This is a genomic window from Haloplanus vescus, assembly GCF_900107665.1.
Lineage (GTDB): Archaea > Halobacteriota > Halobacteria > Halobacteriales > Haloferacaceae > Haloplanus > Haloplanus vescus.
In genome coordinates, this window is record NZ_FNQT01000005.1 from 98,518 (window position 1) to 118,730 (window position 20,213).

Annotated in this window: 26 protein-coding genes; 20 read left to right on the forward strand and 6 right to left on the reverse strand. The window is 59.5% G+C overall.

From position 1 onward, the window contains the following. Nucleotides 1–118: 118 nt before the first annotated feature. The 3 genes from BLU18_RS13320 to BLU18_RS13330 all read left to right on the forward strand — a co-directional run bounded on the left by BLU18_RS13320 (nt 119) and on the right by BLU18_RS13330 (nt 4,156). Nucleotides 119–2,935, forward strand: coding sequence for an aconitate hydratase (locus BLU18_RS13320; RefSeq protein ID WP_092635704.1), 2,817 nt, complete (start codon nt 119–121; stop codon nt 2,933–2,935). A gap of 360 nt (nt 2,936–3,295) precedes the next feature. After that, entirely contained in the window at nt 3,296–3,787 is a 492-nt protein-coding gene (locus BLU18_RS13325) for a DUF7995 family protein (RefSeq protein WP_092635773.1), read from the forward strand. 3 nt (nt 3,788–3,790) lie between these two features. Continuing rightward, the gene (locus tag BLU18_RS13330; protein ID WP_092635706.1) at nt 3,791–4,156 is read left to right on the forward strand and encodes a DUF7568 family protein; all 366 of its coding nucleotides are present in this window, start codon (nt 3,791–3,793) and stop codon (nt 4,154–4,156) included. Nucleotides 4,157–4,180: 24 nt separating this feature from the next. On the opposite strand, the gene BLU18_RS14615 is transcribed toward BLU18_RS13330, so the two are convergent. Both BLU18_RS14615 and BLU18_RS15200 read right to left on the reverse strand, forming a co-directional pair. Beyond that, the gene (locus BLU18_RS14615; protein ID WP_143025272.1) at nt 4,181–4,588 is read right to left on the reverse strand and encodes a hypothetical protein; all 408 of its coding nucleotides are present in this window, start codon (nt 4,586–4,588) and stop codon (nt 4,181–4,183) included. A 59-nt stretch (nt 4,589–4,647) separates the two neighbouring features. Then, on the reverse strand, nt 4,648–4,770 hold the full coding sequence (locus tag BLU18_RS15200; protein WP_255409719.1) for a hypothetical protein: 123 nt from the start codon (nt 4,768–4,770) through the stop codon (nt 4,648–4,650). A 131-nt stretch (nt 4,771–4,901) separates the two neighbouring features. Between BLU18_RS15200 and BLU18_RS13335 the strand changes: the two genes are divergently transcribed. From BLU18_RS13335 to BLU18_RS13390, 13 genes are all read left to right on the forward strand, one after another. Then, on the forward strand, nt 4,902–5,297 hold the full coding sequence (locus BLU18_RS13335; RefSeq protein WP_092635708.1) for a DUF7567 family protein: 396 nt from the start codon (nt 4,902–4,904) through the stop codon (nt 5,295–5,297). A 79-nt stretch (nt 5,298–5,376) separates the two neighbouring features. Next, nucleotides 5,377–5,778 (forward strand): DUF6166 domain-containing protein, encoded by a 402-nt coding sequence (locus BLU18_RS13340; protein ID WP_092635710.1) that lies wholly within the window; start codon nt 5,377–5,379, stop codon nt 5,776–5,778. A 23-nt stretch (nt 5,779–5,801) separates the two neighbouring features. Next, the gene (locus tag BLU18_RS13345; RefSeq protein ID WP_092635712.1) at nt 5,802–6,080 is read left to right on the forward strand and encodes a DUF7389 domain-containing protein; all 279 of its coding nucleotides are present in this window, start codon (nt 5,802–5,804) and stop codon (nt 6,078–6,080) included. Between the two features lie 49 nt (nt 6,081–6,129). Beyond that, a complete protein-coding gene (locus BLU18_RS13350) occupies nt 6,130–6,351 on the forward strand; it encodes a DUF8129 domain-containing protein (RefSeq protein ID WP_092635714.1) in 222 nt (73 codons plus the stop codon). Nucleotides 6,352–6,404: 53 nt separating this feature from the next. Next, complete coding sequence (locus BLU18_RS15235) at nt 6,405–6,710, forward strand: hypothetical protein (RefSeq protein WP_092635716.1); 306 nt, start codon at nt 6,405–6,407, stop codon at nt 6,708–6,710. After that, nucleotides 6,707–7,072, forward strand: a complete 366-nt coding sequence (locus BLU18_RS13360; protein ID WP_092635718.1) for a DUF7568 family protein — start codon at nt 6,707–6,709, stop codon at nt 7,070–7,072. The genes BLU18_RS15235 and BLU18_RS13360 overlap by 4 nt, the downstream gene beginning before the upstream one ends. A gap of 197 nt (nt 7,073–7,269) precedes the next feature. Then, nucleotides 7,270–7,959: a DUF6166 domain-containing protein gene (locus BLU18_RS13365; RefSeq protein ID WP_092635720.1), complete on the forward strand. Its 690-nt coding sequence runs from the start codon at nt 7,270–7,272 to the stop codon at nt 7,957–7,959. Beyond that, nucleotides 7,959–8,126, forward strand: coding sequence for a hypothetical protein (locus tag BLU18_RS14970; RefSeq protein ID WP_176791249.1), 168 nt, complete (start codon nt 7,959–7,961; stop codon nt 8,124–8,126). The genes BLU18_RS13365 and BLU18_RS14970 overlap by 1 nt, the downstream gene beginning before the upstream one ends. Then, a complete protein-coding gene (locus tag BLU18_RS13370; RefSeq protein ID WP_092635722.1) occupies nt 8,123–8,659 on the forward strand; it encodes a hypothetical protein in 537 nt (178 codons plus the stop codon). The genes BLU18_RS14970 and BLU18_RS13370 overlap by 4 nt, the downstream gene beginning before the upstream one ends. 171 nt (nt 8,660–8,830) lie before the next feature. Beyond that, entirely contained in the window at nt 8,831–9,991 is a 1,161-nt protein-coding gene (locus BLU18_RS13375) for a hypothetical protein (RefSeq protein WP_092635724.1), read from the forward strand. Nucleotides 9,992–10,316: 325 nt separating this feature from the next. After that, entirely contained in the window at nt 10,317–11,318 is a 1,002-nt protein-coding gene (locus BLU18_RS13380) for a DUF6610 family protein (protein ID WP_092635775.1), read from the forward strand. A 75-nt stretch (nt 11,319–11,393) separates the two neighbouring features. Then, nucleotides 11,394–11,741 carry a DUF8013 domain-containing protein gene (locus tag BLU18_RS13385; protein WP_092635726.1) on the forward strand — a complete coding sequence of 116 codons (348 nt, stop codon included), beginning with the start codon at nt 11,394–11,396 and terminating at the stop codon, nt 11,739–11,741. A 112-nt stretch (nt 11,742–11,853) separates the two neighbouring features. After that, nucleotides 11,854–12,783 carry an ArdC-like ssDNA-binding domain-containing protein gene (locus BLU18_RS13390; RefSeq protein WP_092635777.1) on the forward strand — a complete coding sequence of 310 codons (930 nt, stop codon included), beginning with the start codon at nt 11,854–11,856 and terminating at the stop codon, nt 12,781–12,783. A gap of 124 nt (nt 12,784–12,907) precedes the next feature. Here BLU18_RS13390 and BLU18_RS13395 read toward each other — a convergent pair whose 3' ends face one another. After that, a complete protein-coding gene (locus tag BLU18_RS13395; RefSeq protein ID WP_092635728.1) occupies nt 12,908–13,603 on the reverse strand; it encodes a nucleotidyltransferase domain-containing protein in 696 nt (231 codons plus the stop codon). Then, entirely contained in the window at nt 13,600–14,271 is a 672-nt protein-coding gene (locus BLU18_RS13400) for a helix-turn-helix domain-containing protein (RefSeq protein WP_092635730.1), read from the reverse strand. Before BLU18_RS13400 ends, BLU18_RS13395 begins: the two co-directional genes overlap by 4 nt. Nucleotides 14,272–14,498: 227 nt before the next feature. Here BLU18_RS13400 and BLU18_RS13405 point away from each other — a divergent pair, with 227 nt between their 5' ends. From BLU18_RS13405 to BLU18_RS13415, 3 genes are all read left to right on the forward strand, one after another. Next, the gene (locus BLU18_RS13405; RefSeq protein WP_092635732.1) at nt 14,499–15,320 is read left to right on the forward strand and encodes a hypothetical protein; all 822 of its coding nucleotides are present in this window, start codon (nt 14,499–14,501) and stop codon (nt 15,318–15,320) included. 91 nt (nt 15,321–15,411) lie between these two features. After that, nucleotides 15,412–15,663 carry an AbrB/MazE/SpoVT family DNA-binding domain-containing protein gene (locus BLU18_RS13410; RefSeq protein WP_092635734.1) on the forward strand — a complete coding sequence of 84 codons (252 nt, stop codon included), beginning with the start codon at nt 15,412–15,414 and terminating at the stop codon, nt 15,661–15,663. Then, the gene (locus tag BLU18_RS13415) at nt 15,664–16,098 is read left to right on the forward strand and encodes a PIN domain-containing protein (RefSeq protein WP_092635736.1); all 435 of its coding nucleotides are present in this window, start codon (nt 15,664–15,666) and stop codon (nt 16,096–16,098) included. Between the two features lie 37 nt (nt 16,099–16,135). On the opposite strand, the gene BLU18_RS13420 is transcribed toward BLU18_RS13415, so the two are convergent. Continuing rightward, on the reverse strand, nt 16,136–17,059 hold the full coding sequence (locus tag BLU18_RS13420; RefSeq protein ID WP_092635738.1) for a helix-turn-helix transcriptional regulator: 924 nt from the start codon (nt 17,057–17,059) through the stop codon (nt 16,136–16,138). Between the two features lie 138 nt (nt 17,060–17,197). Between BLU18_RS13420 and BLU18_RS13425 the strand changes: the two genes are divergently transcribed. Continuing rightward, nucleotides 17,198–17,521 carry a DUF6788 family protein gene (locus BLU18_RS13425; RefSeq protein WP_092635741.1) on the forward strand — a complete coding sequence of 108 codons (324 nt, stop codon included), beginning with the start codon at nt 17,198–17,200 and terminating at the stop codon, nt 17,519–17,521. A 513-nt stretch (nt 17,522–18,034) separates the two neighbouring features. Here BLU18_RS13425 and BLU18_RS13430 read toward each other — a convergent pair. Further along, nucleotides 18,035–19,441, reverse strand: coding sequence for a Cdc6/Cdc18 family protein (locus BLU18_RS13430; protein ID WP_092635743.1), 1,407 nt, complete (start codon nt 19,439–19,441; stop codon nt 18,035–18,037). Between the last annotated feature and the right edge of the window lie 772 nt (nt 19,442–20,213).

Consider the following 20,213-nt stretch of genomic DNA (forward strand, 5'->3'; position numbering starts at 1 on the left):
TCGAACGCGAGAGCAACGAGCTCTCTGAACCCCTTCGGGCAGGTCCAACTGCTCGAATCCCGTCTCCCGAGAACGGGGACAAGAATAACCGTTACTCCGTTTGAAGTATTCCACAATAATGAACCCCTTCAATGCGATCCGCGAGTTCGAAGCCGATGGAACGACCTACAAGATGGCCGACCTCACCGTCCTCGAAGAGGAAGGCCTCTGTGAACTTGATAAACTCCCGGTTAGCATCCGTGTCATGCTCGAATCCGTCCTCCGAAACGCCGATGGGGAGGACATTACCGAGGACGACATCCGTGACCTCGCTGGCTGGCAACCGGACGTTTCCGACGCCGACATTCCGTTCCAGCCGTCCCGGGTCATCCTCCAGGACCTCACAGGCGTCCCTGCCGTCGTAGACCTCGCGGCGCTCCGGTCGGCCGTCGACCGCAAGGACCGCGACCCAACTCTCGTCGAACCCGAGGTGCCCATCGACCTCGTGATCGACCACAGCGTCCAAGTGGACTACTTCGGTAGCGAGGACGCCTACGAGAAGAACGTCGAACTGGAGTACGAGCGCAACAGCGAACGGTACCGGGCACTGAAGTGGGCGCAAAACGCCTTCGACGACTTCAGCGTCGTCCCACCTGGAACGGGAATTGTTCACCAGGTGAACCTAGAGTATCTCGGGCAGGTCGTCCACGAACGCGAGCAGAACGGCGAGAACTGGCTGCTTCCGGACACGCTCGTCGGCACGGACAGTCACACGCCGATGATCGGCGGCATCGGCGTCGTCGGCTGGGGCGTCGGTGGCATCGAGGCCGAAGCCGCGATGCTCGGCCAGCCCATCACGATGAACCTCCCCGAAGTCGTCGGCGTCAAACTTACGGGTGAACTCCCCGAGGGTGCGACAGCGACCGACCTCGTACTGCACGTCACCGAACTGCTCCGGGACGTCGGCGTCGTCGACCGATTCGTCGAGTTCTACGGCCCCGCCGTGGAGACGCTGACCGTCCCTGACCGGGCGACCATCGCCAATATGGCCCCCGAGCAGGGCTCGACCATCAGCATGTTCCCCGTCGACGAGGCCACCCTCGACTACCTCGAACTGACGGGCCGCGACGAGAAACACATCGAACTCGTCCGGAACTACCTGGACGCCCAGGGGTTGTTCGGCGAGCAGAATCCCGAATACACCGAGACAGTCGAACTGGACCTCTCGACAGTCACTCCAAGCCTCGCCGGCCCCAAGAAGCCCCAGTCCCGCGTCGAGATGGGTGACATGCGGGGCCACTTCCGGGAGTTACTCCACGGCGAGTTCGAAGAAGCCCTCGATGAAATCGATGAGGAGGCGCTGGCCCGGTGGCTCGGAGAGGGCGGCAACACCCAGGCCGAGTTGACCGGAGAACCAACCGACGCCGAACGAACTGACGGCGGCGTTCAACAAGCGGGCGACACTGAAAAACAGAATCTGGGACCCCTCACGAAGCGCGCTACAGTGAACCTCGACGGCAACGAAATCGAGATCGGGCACGGGAGCGTCGTCGTTAGCGCCATCACCAGCTGTACGAACACGTCAAATCCGTCCGTGATGCTGGCAGCCGGGCTCCTGGCGAAGAACGCCGTCGAGCGCGGCCTCGACGTCCCGGACTACGTCAAGACCAGCCTCGCACCCGGCAGCCGCGTCGTCACCCAGTACCTCGAAGCATCGGGACTCTTGCCGTACCTCGAAGACCTGGGTTACAACGTCGTGGGCTACGGCTGTACGACCTGCATCGGAAACGCAGGGCCACTCCCCGAACCGATTGAGACCGCGATCGACGAACACGACCTCTGGACGACGAGCGTACTCTCCGGGAATCGGAACTTCGAGGCACGCATCCATCCAAAAGTGCGGGCGAACTACCTCGCCAGCCCACCGCTGGTGGTGGCATACGGGCTGGCCGGTCGGATGGACATCGATCTGGAGCACGACCCGCTGGGGTACGACGAGGACGGCAACCCGGTCTATCTGTCGGACCTCTGGCCGGACAGCGACGAGATCCACGAAGCCGTCCACGACTTCGTCGACCCGTCGATGTTCGAGGAGAAGTACGCCTCCGTGTTCGAGGGCGACGAACGATGGGAGGCGTTGGATGCGCCGACTGGCGAGGTCTACGAGTGGGACGAGGACTCGACGTACATCCGGGAACCGCCGTTTTTCAAGGACTTCCCACTGGAGAAACCTAGCGTCTCCAACGTCGAGGATGCACGGTGTCTGTTGACACTGGGTGATACGGTGACGACCGACCACATCAGCCCCGCAGGACCGTTCGGCTCGGACCTCCCCGCCGGGCAGTGGCTGATGGACCACGGTGTCGAGCCTCACGAGTTCAACACGTACGGTGCCCGCCGGGGCAACCACGAGGTGATGATGCGGGGGACGTTCGCCAACGTCCGCATCGAGAACCAGATGCTCGACGACGTCGAAGGCGGCTACACGATTCACCAGCCGACGGACGAGCAGACGACCGTGTTCGAGGCCAGCCAGCGCTACCACGAGGAGGGGACGCCCCTCGTCGTGATGGCGGGCGAGGAGTTCGGAACCGGCTCGAGTCGTGACTGGGCGGCGAAGGGAACCGACCTCCTCGGCGTTCGCGCAACCATCGCCGAGAGCTACGAGCGCATCTACCGGGACAATCTCGTCGGGATGGGCGTGCTGCCGTTGCAGTTCCAGGACGGCGACTCGTGTGAAGCGCTCGGACTAGACGGGTCAGAAGTCTTCGCTATCTACGGGTTGGACGACGGGCTGGAGCCGATGGCCGAGTTGACGGTGACTGCGGAGCGGTCGGACGGGTCGTCGGTCGAGTTCCCGGTGACGGCCCAGGTCGGGACGCCCGCCGGTGTGCGATATGTTGAACACGGCGGTATCCTGCACTACGTGCTTCGGCAACTTCTGACCGACTCGTGACGCGTTCCGGGTGAAATCGCGTAGGATCGACTGCTTTCAGGTATCTGGTTTTGTATTTGGAACTACTTAGAATCGAAAACAGCAGTACTGTGTTGAGGAGAAGTCCGATTTGGTTGCGATCCTCATTTCATTCCAAACACATTCAGCCGTAAAAGTTCCCTTCTGTTCTAATCAATCACACACCCAATATAGCTCAAGCCACTCATACTACGTTCAGCCATTCACACAGCCTCAGATGCCAATCATCAGTTATGAGTTCTCATGAGAGCCGTGTTTGTTATTGCACCGGCGATGGGTGCCGGCGCAGCAGGAGCGAGCGAGCAATCACTCCCGATGCGTCGGCGTTTCGAGGTGTTCGAGATGCATATGGTGATTTACGCACTGGTAGAGGCATCGACGCACGACGACGCGCTGGTCACCGGAAAGACGGTGTTCGATCGCCTGGTCGGCGCGGACCCACATGCCGGCGCCGTCTTCGACTACTATGTGACCTTCGACGAGGAGGACACGTCCGTTGCGGGGAAGGCACGATGGGGGGAGTTGCCGACGGCAGCCCCCGTCGACTCCGATGACGGCGAAGACCTGCTCGAGCGTGGCTGGGAGGCGACGAAGGAGGAATTCGAGCGTAATCTCGACCGGGTGAAAGAGGCCATCGAGGAGCTCTCCAACGAGGAGATCATGCGCGACGAAGATCTCGCTCGGCACGCGTTCCACCAGGTCGGTGCCTACGACGGGCCAACGATATTCCTGTACAACGAATATGGGAACGGTATCCGTCACCGTGACCACCTGGATCGAGTGCTGGAGGAGAGCGAGGAGCTCTGGATCGTGCCCGCCGACGTCCACTTCTAACAGATGTCCCGGATCACAAATTGGAAGCGCGAGAGCCGCACACCCACACTCGCATACCGGAATACCGAGACCGGCGCTCGGGCTGTCCTACACCGAGCCCCGGACTCGTACCGCTACAAGTGGCGTGGCGCAATCCTCGTCGACGGCTACCCAGTGTGGTCGCGGGGGTACGAGACGAAAGACGCGAACGCGTTCAGGAACGTTCTCCGCGACCAACCTGCTCCCGAGATGAGTTGTCGGGAGTGTCTGGACGGTGACGTGGTCGTCGGTGATAAATCGGCTGACGGTGCGAAGGTCCAGCGCTGGTTCGAGTGTCGGAACTGTGGGTACGAAGCGCCCTCAAGGATCGTGTACGGCGCCGAGCGCTGAGGGGACATCCCCGCCTTTACCGTGCTAAATATCGGTTTCGTCGAGAACTTTTCTATCGGAATTGTTCCGCTGGTCTTCCAGCCAAGTGCCGATATCTGAAGGAGACTTACTATCAAGTGTTCTATTTAATGACTTTGCACGAGAATTGAATGCCTTCTGTTGGAGATTGAACTTGTCCTCGTTATTCTTTTTGAACGTTACCAGCACAAGCGCGATGTTGTGTTCGTCACCGGCAAAGTACCCAGAAAACGCTCTCGCACCGCTACCATTTCTAGGAGACCATTTGAACTGCCATAAATCACTCTGCAGCGGTTTTGCAAAAGCGGCCTCAGGGCGCCAAGCATCAAGAAAATCCGTGATTTGGTTTTCCAGCCGTGTCGCCATATGATTCCCCATCGCATCAAGATTCGTCAGAGCTGGCTCAAAGAACACGACGTATCGTCGGCCCATCTATACGAACAGCAAGCAAACAGGAGTAATAAAGGCGAGTGTTAGAATTCGGCCTCAAACTCGTCTTCGTCAGGCAGCATCTCAAGTGCCTCCTCAGGAGAAACAGCTTCAGGAGACTCATTATCGGCTTCGTCTCCGGCTTCTCCGGCCGTGGGAGCGGACATACAAAACCATACACAGTGTGGTCTGATAAACCTTTGCCAGCAGTACAGCACCAATCGACATCCCTCACGGCGAATGACGTTTATTTGTGGGCCGGGATGGGTGGCCCGTCTCAAGCGGGCCAGATCCACAGATGAGTCTGGAAGTCATCGACCGCCACAGCGAAGCACTGTTCGAGTTCCTCTGGTGTCCGGTCTGCGGGCACGAGATATTCAGTCACATTCCCTTCGAGGGAGTGTTCTGCAAGAACTGCAACACGCAGGTCATCCTCCGGGAATCCAGAGAAGACCGTGGCTACGAGGAGGCTGTGCTCGCGTGCTTCGACACCGACTCGACGTGGAACCTTCACGTCGACGAGAAGTTCCGTCGTGACCTACCCGATGGATCGGCACGGGTGAAAATCCTCGGCGCACCGGGGGCCTACAAAGTCGACTGGTGGAGTCCAGCACCTGGGGAGGATTGGGAGCCGGTCGAGCGTGGTGAATTCGACGACGTGGAGGAACCAGCCGATATCTCCCATCTCGCGTAGGGGCAAGCAGTCCCTGTGACTGTTTTTCACCCCCTGAGGGGTGCGGGGGTGCTCGAACGAGTAGCTCCCGAACAGACCGATGAGTAGACCTAGCGACACACACTCGATTGAACAGACACGCCCAGCGAGCGGCTGCGACATCGTCTACGTCGGGTATCGGCAGAGCGGGCAGGCTATCGTTGAGAAACGTCCCGGCCAAGAACGGCTCACACCAGAACGGAGTCTCGCGCTGGTGAATCACAGTCCCTCGGGATTCGAATGGGGATATGGTGGTAGTGGTCCGGCACAACTCGCGCTCGCACTCCTCCTCGACTACACGGGAGACGAGGCGTTCGCCCTCGACCACTACCAGGCATTCAAAACCGAGGTCGTGAGCCAACTGGACTGTGCTGGGTCTGCTGGACGCTGGCGACTCACCGGGCCCGAGATCGACGCAGTCCTTCACGAAACACCCGGCGAGCCGGCCGCACCGTCCATCTAAATACCAATCACCGAAAGAAATCCATGTCAGAACATACCCAACCATCTCGTACGGATGGCGAATCGGCTGAATCGAGCGAACAGACGACACGAACGGAGTACGTCGAACGAAGTGACGTCGGCGTCTCCCTCACCGTAAAGCTCAAGCGTGGAACCGGTACCAGAGATCAGGACGAGGTAATCGCGAAAGCGAAAGGCAAGACCCTCGAAGACGCTCGCGAGGACATGGAAACCCTCAGAGAATACATCCACGATCTCGCGGAGGACGCTCGCCAGATCCAACCCGAGGAAGAAGACGGGTAACGGCGAGGGGAGTTTTTTGTCGCCTCAGCAGTGGCGGAGGCGATTATCAGTGAGCAATCCAGACGGTCAAACAACAGACGAAGGCGAGCTTTCGCCAGAACAACGGCTCGAGCCATCGAATACGCGACTCATCAACGCTGGTATCGTGACGATCAACGATATGGAGACGCTGCGAGCCTGCGTCGCCTACGAGAACGCGAATCAGCAACGGGTCCAAATCCTCCGCCGGCTTGAACAGCGGGCCAGCGAAATCCGCGCACAAGACGATTGACCCAACGCCCGGAGGTGTCTGTCGGAGCCTCGGTGGGTGGAGGCTCAATCCAGATGAGCGATCGACCAGAGATCGAGATTCAACGACAGACCGCATTCCGTGACGATGGCCAACTCGAAGTAACCGAAACAAGCGTTGAGACCTCGCTTGAGGACTTCGGCGCTGACGTGGATCATCGTGACCGGGATTCGCGTCTTGATCAGCCTGAGGCGTGTGAGTTCGGCGTCGACGATCGACCCGAAGTTGAGCAAACATCCGAGGGTGAGCAGTCCAGTCTTTTCGCCGACACAGCCGAGGACCAGCAGACGCTCGCCGGCGACGACGCAGCTGCTCGCTGTCTCTTCGAGGAACAACGATGACACGACTCACCAATTGGACGCGAGAGAGCCGTACTCCGACCCTGGCGTACCGAAATATAGAGACCGACGCGCGAGCAGTCCTGCACCGAGCGCCGGACTCGTACGTGCATAAGTGGCGGGCGGCGATTCTCGTCGACGGCTACCCGGTGTGGTCGCGCGGATTCGCGACGAAGGACGCCTCATCGCTTCGGGACGAACTCGAAAAGCGCCCCGAGCCCGACCTCCGCTGTCCAGAGTGCCCGAACAACGAGGTCGTCGTCGGCCAGAAGAGTGCTGACGGCGCCAAAATCCAACGATGGTTCGAGTGTCGGGAGTGTGGCTATGAAAGCCGCTCAGCAATTGTCTACGGCTCTGAGCGCTGATTTGCAACGGGGGAGAGAACAGGCGACGGACCAGTCATTGAACGATCAGTATCTGACCCCTCCGGCCACGTCGCGTACGTCAGTGACTGGCTCTAGACCCGCGTTTTCAGCGGTGTGGCTCCTTGGGTGTGCTCGTCCGGTGTGGTTTGTCGGCCCCCAAGAGGGGTGCGGGGCATCCGAAGCCCCGCGTTCGACCTATGGAGATCGATTCGAGCACCCATCCAAGAACGGTAGTACAGGATGAGAGTAATCACAGCCAGTCTACAGCAGACGACGTCGAGTACGTCGGCATGCGCGTCGACGGAACGCCGGTCGTGCTAAAGCTCACCGAACACGAGCGCCTCACCCCGGATCGGAGCCTCGAGCTCGTACGACACAGCCCGGCGGGATTCGAGTGGGGCTACGTGGGGAGCGGGCCGGCGCAGCTCGCCTGTGCGCTCCTCCTCGATTACTATGACGACGAGAACGTCGCTCACCAACACTACATCCAGTTCCGAAACGAGGTGATCAGTCACTTGGCGTGCGATGGGCCGGCTGACTGCTGGCATCTTACCGGCGACGACATCGAAGCTGCACTCGGCGAGTTCAACGACCACCACGCCCTCACGCCGGATGGTGGCGACCCGTCGGCGTCGCTGCCGGCGAATTGGAGTGTCGTGAACCGGACAGATCGGACGGTCTTCCAGCGCCAGGACATCGACCACTACGTCGTCCTTGGCGAGGGAAGCGAGGACTGGCTACTCATACTCTGTGCGCAGGGTGATCGCGCGTATCCGGCTCCGCTCGATCATCGAACCCTGCCGGTCGACGCTGATCCTGCCCCTGCCGTCCAAGAACTCATCGCCGAGAGCAACGACCTCGTCAAGCCGGACGAGGAGGCCACCTGATGGACGCTCTTCGTCTCTCCCGATCCACCTACCAGCTGATCGAACGGGCTGTCGAGGCGCTGGAGTGCATCGGCCGGGAACTCGAACGATACAACGACCGGCACGAGCGCGACAACGAGCGAACAGCGAGGAGAGACGTAGACAGGCCAGATCGTGACGAATCATGACCGGTGAAGTGACGCTCGACGAGTTCGAGGCCGAGACGTCGTCCGGTGTGTCCCGCTCGCCCTCACTTGAAGACCGGCTTCTCAGCCCGATCTCGCCGTCCGTGGGGCTTCGACTGATTCCCGGTCGTGGTGATCCGTTCTATCTCCAGAATCGAGGCACTGAGCGGTATCTCTTCTGTGACGAGCACGACCGATGGTTCATACTCCAACCGTCGGCAAAAGCGTCGGAAGAGGCGTTCGTCCGCTGGGTGTATCTCCCAACGGACAAGCCCGAACGGCTAGCGCGGTCGGCTCTTCGTCGACGGACGGTGATCGGGTACGACTACGTTCGGCGGTCGACCGCCCCAGACCCGATCAGATCGACGGTGACCGCGATGTTCGTCACCGAACGCTGGCCCGAGATGACCTACGAATGTGGGTCCTGCGAGGCGCTGTTCGACACACCACGAGAGCACGCTCTCCACTGCTGGGAGGCCCATCCGTGGGTGCCGAATCCGGAGCAGGTACGCCGGCACCGGCAGCCCGACGAGTGAGTTCGAGAGTTGAAGACAGGTGTCGGGATCGTCCAGATGATTAACCAACAGCGCTGGATTCTTGGGCAGAGTGTTGGTTAAGAGGTGCTGTTTTTGCGCCCGTGAGAGGGGCGCAGGGCGCGTGATGAGAGCGCCGTCGCGGTTGATGAGTCCGATTTCGAGGTGACCCAAATGAAAGATCCAGAAACCAGCACCGTATTCGCCGGCGTCGACGGACGAACCGACACAGAACTACCCGAGTGGTACCGCCAGAAGAAGACGGTCGACGATCCCGAGTCCTTCGCCGAAGCGGTTCGCGACCTCCCCCAGGCCGTCGAGACAACCGTGGCCTATCAAAACCCCTATACCGACGAGTGGGTCGAGACGGAGCGATTCAACGCGCTCGTCGAGCCGGGTCGGGCTCGCGACCAAGCGACGGAGAGCGAGCCTGAAACTGACCCCCTCTTTCACGTCCCGACAGACAGTTACTCGATCATCAATCCGGTCGATGTCTACCAGCCCCTCGAGGACGTCCTTCGCGAGGAGACCATCGAAGACACGTCGCTCGGGGACGTGATGTTCGGCGAGATTCGACGCTACCGGGGCGGTGGCGAGGTCCACATGGACGTCATGTTCGACGGCCTCGAGGTGCGCCTCCCGGGCCGCTCGGACCCGATTACGATGGGTGTGACCTCCGGCTACGACTTCTTCGGCGAGCACGCGGTCTACGTAGAGGGATTCGCTCAGGACGGGTACTGCTCGAATTCGATGCGCTCGCTCACCGATAAGGAGGTCATCAAGCACGTCGGGGACGTTCGGGACTTCCGGACCTGGTGGGAAGAGATTCTCGCACAGGTCGAGCTCGTCGCTGACGATCTCTTCGAGTTCATCCGAGATGCGCAGGAGATTGATCTCGAGTTCTCCGAGCTCCCGTTCACCGTCACCGAATTTTACAGCCTGCTGGGATTCCCGGACTATCTCGCAGAGCGTGCTGCCGAGGACGCCGAAGCGAACGCAGCGTCGCCGTTTGCAATCGATATGTGGACGCTGCACTCCGGCGCGACATACGCGCTCACCCACTTTTTCCAGGGGAAAGAGGGCACGTCCCTCGACCAGTACGTCCGCGTTGCGAACGACATCCTGTTCAACCCGGAGGGCACCATCGAGCGCGTCGAACGAGCCTACGAGGAGCAGCTGGAGGCGGACGGCGACGACGGGTCGCAGGCGTCGCTCGCCGGCGAGCGGGCGCTCGCGAGCATCGAGCGTGTGAACGAAGACCTGCAGGCCAACGTCGAGCAGTTCGAAGCACGTGAAGAGGCGCTTCGCGAGCGGTTCCAGCAGGTGACGAACTAGCGCAGTCATCCGTTTTCGCGTTTCCATATGGCAAACGAAAACGCCCACCAGCAGTGTCCGGTCTGTGATCGCCGAATCGCGAGCGTGACAATCGTCGGGCCGAGTGAAGCAGTGGTCACGCCGTGCGGGCATCGTATCGTTCCCCACCGACTCGACTGAAGGCCTGACTCACCGTTGAGCGGACACGGTGGCTACGTCGTCTCTATATTAACCAACGATGTGCGGGTTCTGGAGACTAGTGTTGGTTAATAGCGGACTGCGGCTCCGTTTATTGCCCCTCAGAGAGGGTGCAGGGCGGCTGGATTCGCCCTCGCAGCCCATGTTCATGTCGCTCGAAATCAACTCCAGCAGCAGTACTGATCGCGACATCACCGCTGCCAGACAAGCCGACGTCGTGGCGTTCCTCCATCGAGCGCCGTTCGCTCTGGATGCGTATCGGCTCGGATTCTTGCCTGGGTTCCGAGAAGACTGTGGGTACCAGCAGACCCAGTATCAGGACCTGAACATCCCCGTCGGGATGCTCGATAACGACTTTCGGAATCCCGATCTGGATCGGTACGTCGCCCGATTTTTCGAATACGAACCCAAGGTTGGCGTGATCGGAGATGTGTACGAGGGAGACGACGTCGACAAGTACGTGGCCGCTGCCCGCGAAGTTCAGGCGAGTTATCCCGACGCAGAACTCATCATCGTCCCAAAGTGTCGCGAGGTGATCGACACGATCCCGAACGACCTTGTGCTCGGCTACTCGCGGGGGTATGCCGATCGAATGGCGCACGAGTTCTCCGAGCCGACCGACTGGCGTGGCCGTCGTGTTCACATCTTGGGGGGCAGCCCACCGAAACAGTGGGACGTTATCCAGCAGTTGACCCGACCGACACTCACGGACGACCCACCGGCCGACATCGTCGGCCTCGACTGGAACGGGCTGCATCGCGGCGCGCAGTTCGGGGAGTTCTGGACAGCTGATGGATGGGATGATAGCGGACGTGACGCCTCCCACGTCACAGTTCGGAAGACAGTCCGACACAGTCTCGCCCGGATCAAGGCCTTCTGGCAGTCTCACGGCGTCTGGCCTGACTCGATACCACATAGCGACATCCTCGAAATCGAGTACGAGGGTCCGTCACCAACCGATCTCGATAGCGCTGTGTGTACCGAATGCGAAGCGAACGTCTGGATGACTCGGCGCGGTCCCTTCATCGCTGAGTATGATACCGGCGTGCTCTGTGGCTACTGCAGCTACGAGTGCTACTTCTCACATCGCCATCGGAGCAACCTCGAAGAGATCGCCGGCGAGCAGAGCGTGTACATTCCGCCGGCGTGACGCCACGAGTGGTTTTTCGCGCCCCGGAGGGGGCGAGGGCTCGATCCAAAAAGTCCTCCGAGAAGGTGATTTTCCGTGAGTCAACAACAGCGTCCGAACGACGTCTCGATCGACGACATTCCAGTCGACGTATCGAACACCCAATCAGGCGAGGTCGACCCCGCCGAGGTACCCGAGGCAATCCGATCGATCACTCGTGGACTCGCAAGCGAGCAACCGCCGACGAATCCGCTCGTCGTCCTGAAGGCCGCCCGCTGGTGGTATATACATGGCAAGGGCGGAACCGATCCCGCGTTCCAGTGGGCGATCGAATGGGTTCGACACCTCGCGACAGACACGCCGAGCGATGTCGACCAGTTCGACGCGTTCCTTGAGTACCTCGTCACGGTCGGCTTCGCTGACGAGAAAGCAGCGCTCCGATAGCAGCCCCGATCTAAACCCCCCGAAGTCGCGCCGATGTTTATCGTGCGCCCCCGAGGGGTGCGGCGCGTCCTGACTTCTCCGAGACGTCGTCGTACTCGATGTGATGCAATCCATGATGACAGCCAGTGAGTCGGGGGTCTCGTTCGAGGAGACCGACACCCGACACGACAAGATGCACAGTACGATCGAAGACTGGATCGACGATCTCGTCGCAGACGTCGACGAGGCAAAAGCCAGCCAACAGTTCCAGGAGTGGCTCGATGTCCAGTCCCGATTCCATGACTACTCACATCGCAACACCCTCCTGATCAAACTCCAGTGTCCCGAGGCGACCCGCGTGGCGGGCTACAATACGTGGAGATCGGAGTTCGACCGGCACGTCCAAGAGGGCGAACAGGCGATCTGGATCTGGGCACCCATTATTACGAAGCAGTGCCCCGAGTGCGAGAACTCACCGAGCTACCACGAGCAAAGTGACTGTGACTATGACGAGACATCGCCCGAGGAGTGGTCGAAAGGACTGGTTGGATTCAAACCAACGGCAGTCTTCGATGTGTCTCAAACCGAGGGCGAACCGCTACCCGAGCTGGAAACCGAGGCAGCTGGTGACGCCGACGACCTGGTGCCAGCGCTCCTCCATGCGGCAACTACTCTCGATATCGACGTCCGTGTCGTCGACGCTGCCGAGTGGGAGCATGGCGACGCGAAAGGCGTCTGCAAACACCGGACTCTCCACGAATGCCAACCCGTCGTCGAAGCGAAAGCCCGCTCAAATCAGGCCGATCTCGCCGTGACGTTGATTCACGAGTACGCCCACGCACTGCTCCATTTCGATGTCGACGACGAACCCGAGCGTGCAAAACGCGAGGTCGAAGCCGAAGCCGTTGCGTACATCGTCGGGCGGTATTTCAACCTAGATACGAGCGGATCAGCGTTCTATCTTGCCGCGTGGCAGGACGACGATGCGGAGAGCATTCAGGAGCGACTCGGCCGGATCAGTTCGACCGCGCAGGAGGTCATCGGGACAGTTGTAGACGGCTGAACACCTCCTTCCCGGCTGTTAACCAACGCCGGAGGGTACTATCCCACTCTGTTGGTTAATTCGTTCGGCGTCCCGACCCCGTGTGTTTCGATCGGTCCCGAGACATACCCATCGACAGTCGATGTTATCGTTCAGAATCGATTCGGCGCTGCTGGTCACGAAGGAACTCAACGACGGCATCGATATCCTGTTCGGGAACCGTTTGCTGTTCGAAGACCCCTTTGAATGCGTCCGCGAAATTCTCCGACGTGAGGCGGTTGAGGACAGTCTCGATGCGACCAGCGAGCTTCTCGGATTCTCCGCGATGCAGATGAGTCGCGATCCGGTCGAAATCCGCGCCAGCAGCCAGCACCACCAGATCCCGGGAGTCTGCCTTGCGGCCACTGTGAAGTTTCACGGCAAACAGCAACTCCCGTTCCGGAATCCTGGCTGTTACCGGGCGCCCGGTTCGCAGTTCCTGGGTGACGGAGTGCTGGGTCAGATAGCGATACGACCATTCAGCTTCCGTCTGGCGACAGCCCAACGCGTCGACCATCGCGTCGAACCGGACCGGATTCCCGATGTCCTTCTCAAACCGGATGGTACGGCCCTCGTAGAGCTCGTTTCGCTCGACATCGGCCGTTTTCTCGTAGCCGCGGTCGGTGAGAAGGTCCGTGTAGTCGTCGACCGCTTGGGCCGGAATGACGACGTCGACGTCCGTGGTGAAGCGTTGATTGAACGCCGCGATCGCCCACCCACCGACGAGCACGTACGGCAGGTCAGCGTCAATGACGGCCTCCAGGGTGTCCAGCAATTCATCTTCGCGTTCACCGAGGCTCATGCATTGAGACGCGGATCCTCGTGGGACGCGTCGATATCGCGGTCGTACTCGTCGGCGATCATCTCCAACGCCGGTTCGTAGTTCACCCGGTACTCCAACATGTGCTCGATTGCCTCATCCAACGGAATGACGGGATTGCCGTCGACCCACTCGCGAGTGATCTCCCCACTCGTCGGGAACAACACGTACGAGACGGTCGCGTCGTAGTCGCTCGCATCCGGCCGCTCTTCGATCCGGCTCGGAATCCCGAACTCATCGAAGAACGCCGTCCACCGTTCGATATCCCGGTCGGCGACCTGGATGAAGATCGGGTAGTCGTCGTGGCCGCGGGCGATCTGATAGCCGCCGTGGGTCCAGACGTAGACGCTGTCGATTTTCGTGTACGCAAAGGGCATCCCGGCGAAGTGCGGAATGACGTAGCCATCGCCGATCGAAGGGGGAACAGCGCGAGAGATGGCCGCGACGAGATCGTAGTAGCGATCCCTGACAGCGTAATTCTCGATGTAGACGCCGTCCTCACGTCGGATGAAGCCTGCGTCATCCAACCGCTCGATCCAGTCGTAGACCCACGAGTAGGAGCCGTCGATCTTCTGGGCGATCCGACGGATCGAGTCGCCCGGCCGGGCCGCGACCATAATTTTCGCCGCGGTCTCGTCGACGTACTCCATCATCGATAGTTATCGGTATCGCATCTAACTGTATTAGTCTTGTCCCCCGTATTCCCTTATAAAGTTATCTCTATACAGACATACCCTCTTGGCTCAGGTAATCCGATCCGGCGCAGCATTCGAGCAGAGAGGGATTAACCAACAAAGGATATGACTGATCGCTATTTGTTGGTTAAGTTTTTCAGCGCCCGCCGAGGGGCGGGGGCGCAGTCCCGTCTCCACGAACCATGACTGAACTGTATTTGTCCGCTGTCCTCAATGAGGCGGAACGAGTTGCAAAACAGCACGACCAGGTCGCTCGATCGACGGACCATCCAGCACACGAGTACCTGCGGTACGGCGTCCTTCGGCTGCTCGAAGGCGAGACTGACGACACGGTTGCGGACGTGCCCGATATCGACGGCGTGACCGTCGGCTACGGGAGCGATGAGGCGATGTTCGATAGCTGGAGCTCCAGCGAAGACTGGTGGGAGACCGTCCCGCCACAGGAGGCGTGTACCCGCTTCCGGGTGTTCTTCCCCGACGACCACCAGACAGTTCCACGCGACATCGTCGACGTGATGGCTACGCTTGGTGCCTGGCGGGTTTGGACCGGGAGCGCAGCGGCGTGCGGCTCCTACGACCATCGCGAGCGCTGCGAGGTTCACTACCTCTGGCCGGAAGGCCATCCGGTGGAGGAAGTGCTCCACGAGCGGCTTAGTGGCCCTGCGGAAGCCGTCGCTCCCGACGGTGGCCGAACGGGCGACGTTCGCGACCGACTGGTCGTCGACGAGAACCCAAAGTCACAGGACGATCTCGAGCCCCGAACGAAGCGTGCTGTCGCCGAAGCGATGGACGTTTCGCTCCTCTCGAAAGGTGGCCGCTACGAAGTACAGTCCGCGTCCGGAAACCGGTACGAAGTTGACGTCGTCGACGAGTCGTGTTCCTGTCCCGACTGGCAGCAGCGCTCACCCGAAGGCGGCTGTAAGCATCTGCGTCGCGTCGATCACGAGATCAAACAGGGTCGTGTTCCACGTCCGGATGGTCGGCTCCCAACGACCTCAGGGTAAATCGCCATCTTTCTCGTCGGAATCGCTCTTCTGATACTGGGTAGTGTGGCGGCACACTAGACTTTTCACGGCCGGTCACCTACCGTGAGGTATGAGCAGCGACAGAATCGACGCCGAAAGCAAGGTGTCTGGAAACCAGGCAAACATCCCCGCCCGGATTCGGCGTGAACTCAATATCGATGATGGCGATCAGCTCCGCTGGCAGCTCGAGGATGACGGGAGCATTCGGGTCCACGTGATCCAACAGCAAACGGGAACATTCGCCGACTTCGACGGCTACGCTGGTGAGGAGTCGACCGATGTCACGAGCGAGCACGACGCCTGGGGCGTCGACGTCGAGTAAATGCCGCGGGCACTCATCGATACGACAGTCCTCTTTGCCGCCGCATACCGGCGAGATGGATCCCACGATGCCGCGCTCCCGGTGCTCCACGGCATCGACGACGGAACGCTCCCGGAAGCAGTCGTCCTCGACTACGTGCTCGCGGAAACGCTCAACGGCCTCACGACCCACGCCGGCCACGACGCAGCCGTCGATCTCCTCGATCGCATCGAAGAAAACGCCCGCTTCCACATCGACTCCCTCACCACCGATGCCCTCGCGACCGGGAAGGCACTCTTTCGTCAACACGAACCCCTCTCCTTCGTCGATGCCTGCATTGTGGCGTATATGCAAACCGAGGGGCTTGGCTACCTGTATGCGTTTGACGACGATTTTGACGCTGTCGAGGATGTCTATCGACTCGATACAGCAACGAATCCCTACGATCCGAACTGACGCTGGCAGACGGCACTGCTGCTGACGATGTTCGGTCTCAGGATAGTCGTACCTCGTAGTCAGCCGCCAGCTCCTGGAACTCGTCCCACTCCGGAAGCTGGTCATCTGCGACCTCGCCGTGCGTCTCGAGGTAGCGCAGCAAGGCGTCGATTTCGTCTTCGAGGCCATACTTCGCCGCCTGCGCTCGGAGGTCCGCCTCGTCGACGTCGACGTGGCTGAGCAGGAGGAGACAGTACGAGCGGTGGCGGCTGCCGTCGTCGATTAGCAGCGTGTGACAGCAGAGCTCCGCCGGCGAGACTGCGTCAAGCTCCTCGGAGTAGACGTAGTACCGGTGTCCGGTGAGCAGGAACTGGAGGTCGAAGGCCGCGAATCGAGCGAGGCCGGTTTCGTGGAACGCCTCCGCGTCGATCTCCGTCTCGGTCTGGGTGAGGAATTCGTCGTAGTCTTCCCAGAGAATCGTGCCCTTCGGGGCGACGGCTTCGAGGCGCTGGCGATGTAGATGGTGTGCGAGTTCCCGGGCGAACTCGTGGAGGCGGTCGAAGTCGGCGTTGAACTCGTAGTGGCCGTCGGCCGTCCCGACGAGCCCACGGTCGCGAAACCGTTTGAGGATGCGGTTGACCGTGTTGCGGTAGTTGTCGCTCCGGTCGGCGATCTCGGAGACGGTTCGCGGCTGGTCGAGGTAGTACAGCACTTCGAGTGCCTTGCCGGTCAGCAGTTCGGGGAACTCGATGTGGGAGTGCTGGCGGACGAGGTCCCGATAGAGTTCGACGGCACGAGCGTCTGACGGGACGACTCGTTTTCGCCGGCCGTCGCGTTCCGTGTAGACGAGCCCCTTCTCGACGAGGTCGGCGACGGCACGAGAGAGGTAGCTCTCGCTGTGGTCGAGCTTCGCCGCGAGTTCGGAGATCGTGTCGCCGCGGTCGACCGTGGCGAGGACCTCGAGTTCGATGCGCCGGAGCACGGTGTAACATAATACGAAACTTGTATATAAAGAAGTTTCGAGTAGTGTTACAGCTAGCAATCGCGAGAACCGTCCCCATCGTCTTAACCAACAAAACTATGGACTCGTGGGTTGTGTTGGTTAACACGAGAGTAGCCGATGTCCTACGAACCCCCGACCCCACCGGCGAACCTCCCGACGGAGATCGTCAACACGCTCAATGAAGCCACACCGGAGCATCTTCGGGATGTTGCCAGCTACGCCGAGGCGTTGGCCGAACACAAAGAGCGGGAAGCTCGTCTCGAGGAGGAAGCGGACGACACCGACGTCGAGGAGCGCCCCGATGACCTCCCAGACGACGTGCCGGCGAAGGCGACGATCACGATCAAGGAGATCAACGACAACCGCTACTACTACTGGCAGTGGCGGGAAGGCGATTCGGTGACGTCGAAGTACAAAGGGCCGGTGAATCCCGACGAGTAGACGAGATGGAACTGTAGTCTGATGTTCTTTTCAGTACCATTAGAGACATAGCAGGCGACACCCCCCAGAGTGTGAATGGGATCGGTTTGTCCAACACCCCTCAGTGTGAATGGGTCCGGTCACCCCGGACGAGTAAAACTCGATGAGGGAGGCCACCCACCCCACGTTTCCGTCGTAACTGGATGTGGGTGGAGGGGGTGACGCTGATTTTGAAGGGACCACACCCCCGCGTTTCCGTCGTTTCTCCACCGTCTCCCCATCATCGATGGTCCCGACGACAAAGAAATCGTAGGGCACACCCCCCGTTTTCGAGTTGTAAATGGGAGAGGGAAAGGGGAAAGCACAGTACATCGACCGGCACGTCAAATCTCTTGGCTCACCCACCCCCCGTTTTCGAGTAGTAACGAGACATCCCGCCGAATGACACCCCCTATTTTCGAGTTGTAACGCATCGCGCGGGATACGAACACCCCCCGTTTTCGAGAAGTAAGTGCAGGGAGAATACGGGCGAGATCAGTTCTTACTCCGGAACTGCTTCAGCCGTTCGCGGACAACCGCTCTGATAGTCGCCTCTTCGTGAGCTAGATCTTCGAACCGGGAATCCTCACGGATCGTCTCCATGATCGTTTCCGGATCCTCGGAGAGGGAAAAATACATATGCACTCCTCTGCCTCGCCCCTTGCCCCGACGCTCGAAGTCTAGTACACCGTACGTACTCTGCTCTGTGACGTGATTTACGAACGTCTCGCGGCTGTACTGGTCCGCATCCATCGTATCGGCAATGAATTGATACGTCTTGAACGCAGGTCCAGCAGGGATCCACTCAGGATGTTCTCTTGCGTAGTGGGCAGTGGCCGCCACAGCGTAGATGGAGAGTTTCTTTTGAGTCGAAATGCCGCTGATATGGCGGAGCTTGCGGTTTTCGGTGTATTTTTCCTGAGCATCACGGACATCAGCCTCGATAACCGTGTCAGCCCCACGCCGCTCGGCTAATTCACCAGCCCATCTGAGGAGATCAATCGCTTTCCGCGCATCCCCGTGCGTTTGGGAGCCGAACGCAGCAACAAGCGGAACAACGTCATCTGCAAGTGAGTCTGGCTTGAAGGCGTCCCGCCGGTTGCGGAGAATACTACGGAGTTGGTTCGCATCGTAATCGTCGAAGAAGATGTCGTCAGGGTTGTAAGAACTCTGTGCGCGGCTGTTGAGGTCCTTCATAAAGTCGGCGTAGTTCGTGATCGTCGTGAGCGAGATGGGACCATCAAAGTCGGCGAGTTTGCGAGCCCGTGAAAGCTGGTAGATGAGAGAATTGTACTCTGCTTCCTGATACGGTCCCTCGAGCATATCGATCTCATCAAGAATGAAGATGACACCGTCGTAATACTCTCGCATGAGTTCGTACAGTCGCTCCAGCTTCTGATCCGTTGAGACACCGGTTTGGGGAACACCAGGATCAACGCCGAGGTCGTCGGCAGCAGCTTTGACTAACCGATAGACAGCCCGATCTGCAGTCTTCGGCCCCTCGCAGTTGATTGAAATGACCCCGAAGGTCTTGCCTTGGGATTCACACAGTTCGACGATCTGTTTGCAGACTGCATGAATGATGAGCGACTTCCCAGTTCCAGAAGGACCACTCAGAAGCATATCGGGGATCCCTTCATTCTGGAGAACCGGTTTTAGATTGTCGACGACACGGCCTAGCTGGTCGTCGCGACCGACGATACGGTCCTCGTCGATGATGGTATCTGACCGGACGAGGTCTTTGTTCGCGAAGACCCCGCCGGACGACTCGGTTTGGAGCCGATCACGAATTGAGATGCCGCCACCGTCGCCATTAGTTGCTTCTTGAGACGAATCGGCGGAATCTGATTTGTTTCGGAAGGTCGTTTGTGACGTGCTAGGAGACGCCACCTCCTCATCCATCGACTCGGGATTTTCAGGATCAGCAGCAGAAGATTCACGATCCTCCTCACTTTCCGGATTATTCGATCCTGCTCTACGTCCCTCTCGTCCCATTATGAACCCCCTCGAACTCTGGGTATAAAAATATGGACCCTTGTGGAGTTGTAACCGGGCGAAAACAGGCTATCTAACGACTACAGCCCCGTATCTTCTGGATGAGTCAGATACCGTCTTCGGAATCTATCACCCTCCGTTGTCGAGTTGTAACGATTCGACGAAGCTCTCTGTCGTCGATCTTCCTCGATGAACTAGACTCCCCTTTTTCGAGTTGTAAGACGTTGGGGGGCAGTAACACACCTGGTTCGATACTCCCAACCCCCATTTTCGTGTTGTAAGGAGAAGGGAGTCGAAGTGAGTCTCGAAGCAAAATCCACATAATCTAGATTTTGTGAATGATGCTCTGGGTGATACGGACTTACTCACACTCCCCGTTTTCGAGTAGTAAGCACCAGAATAGTCGCAAGAGACCGACGCTTGTAGGACCCGGTCACGAATGAGAGTAATACCGGGTTTCAGACATGGTAGCTGGTGAAGCTGATTTGGTGATCTCAAATGTTGTACCCTCTCCCCCCTTTTTCGAGTTGTAAGTCGATGGGAACAGGCCACACCAGACTCCATGTAACGAGCGTTGAGTTAACAGAAGTTGGCGTAGAGGCCATGAGACGTGATAGTATATGGATCAGAACCACGGACGAGATGAAGAGGTCATCTACTCCAGAGATCTCAATCGTCT

What these genes read in the sequence shown, in the direction of transcription:
- BLU18_RS13400 (WP_092635730.1), bottom strand. Translation starts at nt 14,271, where the DNA reads ATGGAGTACGTCGACGAGACCGCGGCGAAAATTATGGTCGCGGCCCGG.
- BLU18_RS13345 (WP_092635712.1), top strand. Translation starts at nt 5,802, where the DNA reads ATGTCAGAACATACCCAACCATCTCGTACGGATGGCGAATCGGCTGAA.
- BLU18_RS13425 (WP_092635741.1), top strand. Translation starts at nt 17,198, where the DNA reads ATGTCCTACGAACCCCCGACCCCACCGGCGAACCTCCCGACGGAGATC.
- BLU18_RS13430 (WP_092635743.1), bottom strand. Translation starts at nt 19,441, where the DNA reads ATGGATGAGGAGGTGGCGTCTCCTAGCACGTCACAAACGACCTTCCGA.
- BLU18_RS15200 (WP_255409719.1), bottom strand. Translation starts at nt 4,770, where the DNA reads ATGTCCGCTCCCACGGCCGGAGAAGCCGGAGACGAAGCCGATAATGAG.
- BLU18_RS13330 (WP_092635706.1), top strand. Translation starts at nt 3,791, where the DNA reads ATGTCCCGGATCACAAATTGGAAGCGCGAGAGCCGCACACCCACACTC.
- BLU18_RS13340 (WP_092635710.1), top strand. Translation starts at nt 5,377, where the DNA reads ATGAGTAGACCTAGCGACACACACTCGATTGAACAGACACGCCCAGCG.
- BLU18_RS13410 (WP_092635734.1), top strand. Translation starts at nt 15,412, where the DNA reads ATGAGCAGCGACAGAATCGACGCCGAAAGCAAGGTGTCTGGAAACCAG.
- BLU18_RS15235 (WP_092635716.1), top strand. Translation starts at nt 6,405, where the DNA reads ATGAGCGATCGACCAGAGATCGAGATTCAACGACAGACCGCATTCCGT.
- BLU18_RS13365 (WP_092635720.1), top strand. Translation starts at nt 7,270, where the DNA reads ATGGAGATCGATTCGAGCACCCATCCAAGAACGGTAGTACAGGATGAG.
- BLU18_RS13375 (WP_092635724.1), top strand. Translation starts at nt 8,831, where the DNA reads ATGAAAGATCCAGAAACCAGCACCGTATTCGCCGGCGTCGACGGACGA.
- BLU18_RS13370 (WP_092635722.1), top strand. Translation starts at nt 8,123, where the DNA reads ATGACCGGTGAAGTGACGCTCGACGAGTTCGAGGCCGAGACGTCGTCC.
- BLU18_RS13380 (WP_092635775.1), top strand. Translation starts at nt 10,317, where the DNA reads ATGTCGCTCGAAATCAACTCCAGCAGCAGTACTGATCGCGACATCACC.
- BLU18_RS13405 (WP_092635732.1), top strand. Translation starts at nt 14,499, where the DNA reads ATGACTGAACTGTATTTGTCCGCTGTCCTCAATGAGGCGGAACGAGTT.
- BLU18_RS13325 (WP_092635773.1), top strand. Translation starts at nt 3,296, where the DNA reads ATGCATATGGTGATTTACGCACTGGTAGAGGCATCGACGCACGACGAC.
- BLU18_RS13415 (WP_092635736.1), top strand. Translation starts at nt 15,664, where the DNA reads ATGCCGCGGGCACTCATCGATACGACAGTCCTCTTTGCCGCCGCATAC.
- BLU18_RS13390 (WP_092635777.1), top strand. Translation starts at nt 11,854, where the DNA reads ATGATGACAGCCAGTGAGTCGGGGGTCTCGTTCGAGGAGACCGACACC.
- BLU18_RS13335 (WP_092635708.1), top strand. Translation starts at nt 4,902, where the DNA reads ATGAGTCTGGAAGTCATCGACCGCCACAGCGAAGCACTGTTCGAGTTC.
- BLU18_RS13320 (WP_092635704.1), top strand. Translation starts at nt 119, where the DNA reads ATGAACCCCTTCAATGCGATCCGCGAGTTCGAAGCCGATGGAACGACC.
- BLU18_RS14970 (WP_176791249.1), top strand. Translation starts at nt 7,959, where the DNA reads ATGGACGCTCTTCGTCTCTCCCGATCCACCTACCAGCTGATCGAACGG.
- BLU18_RS13360 (WP_092635718.1), top strand. Translation starts at nt 6,707, where the DNA reads ATGACACGACTCACCAATTGGACGCGAGAGAGCCGTACTCCGACCCTG.
- BLU18_RS13395 (WP_092635728.1), bottom strand. Translation starts at nt 13,603, where the DNA reads ATGAGCCTCGGTGAACGCGAAGATGAATTGCTGGACACCCTGGAGGCC.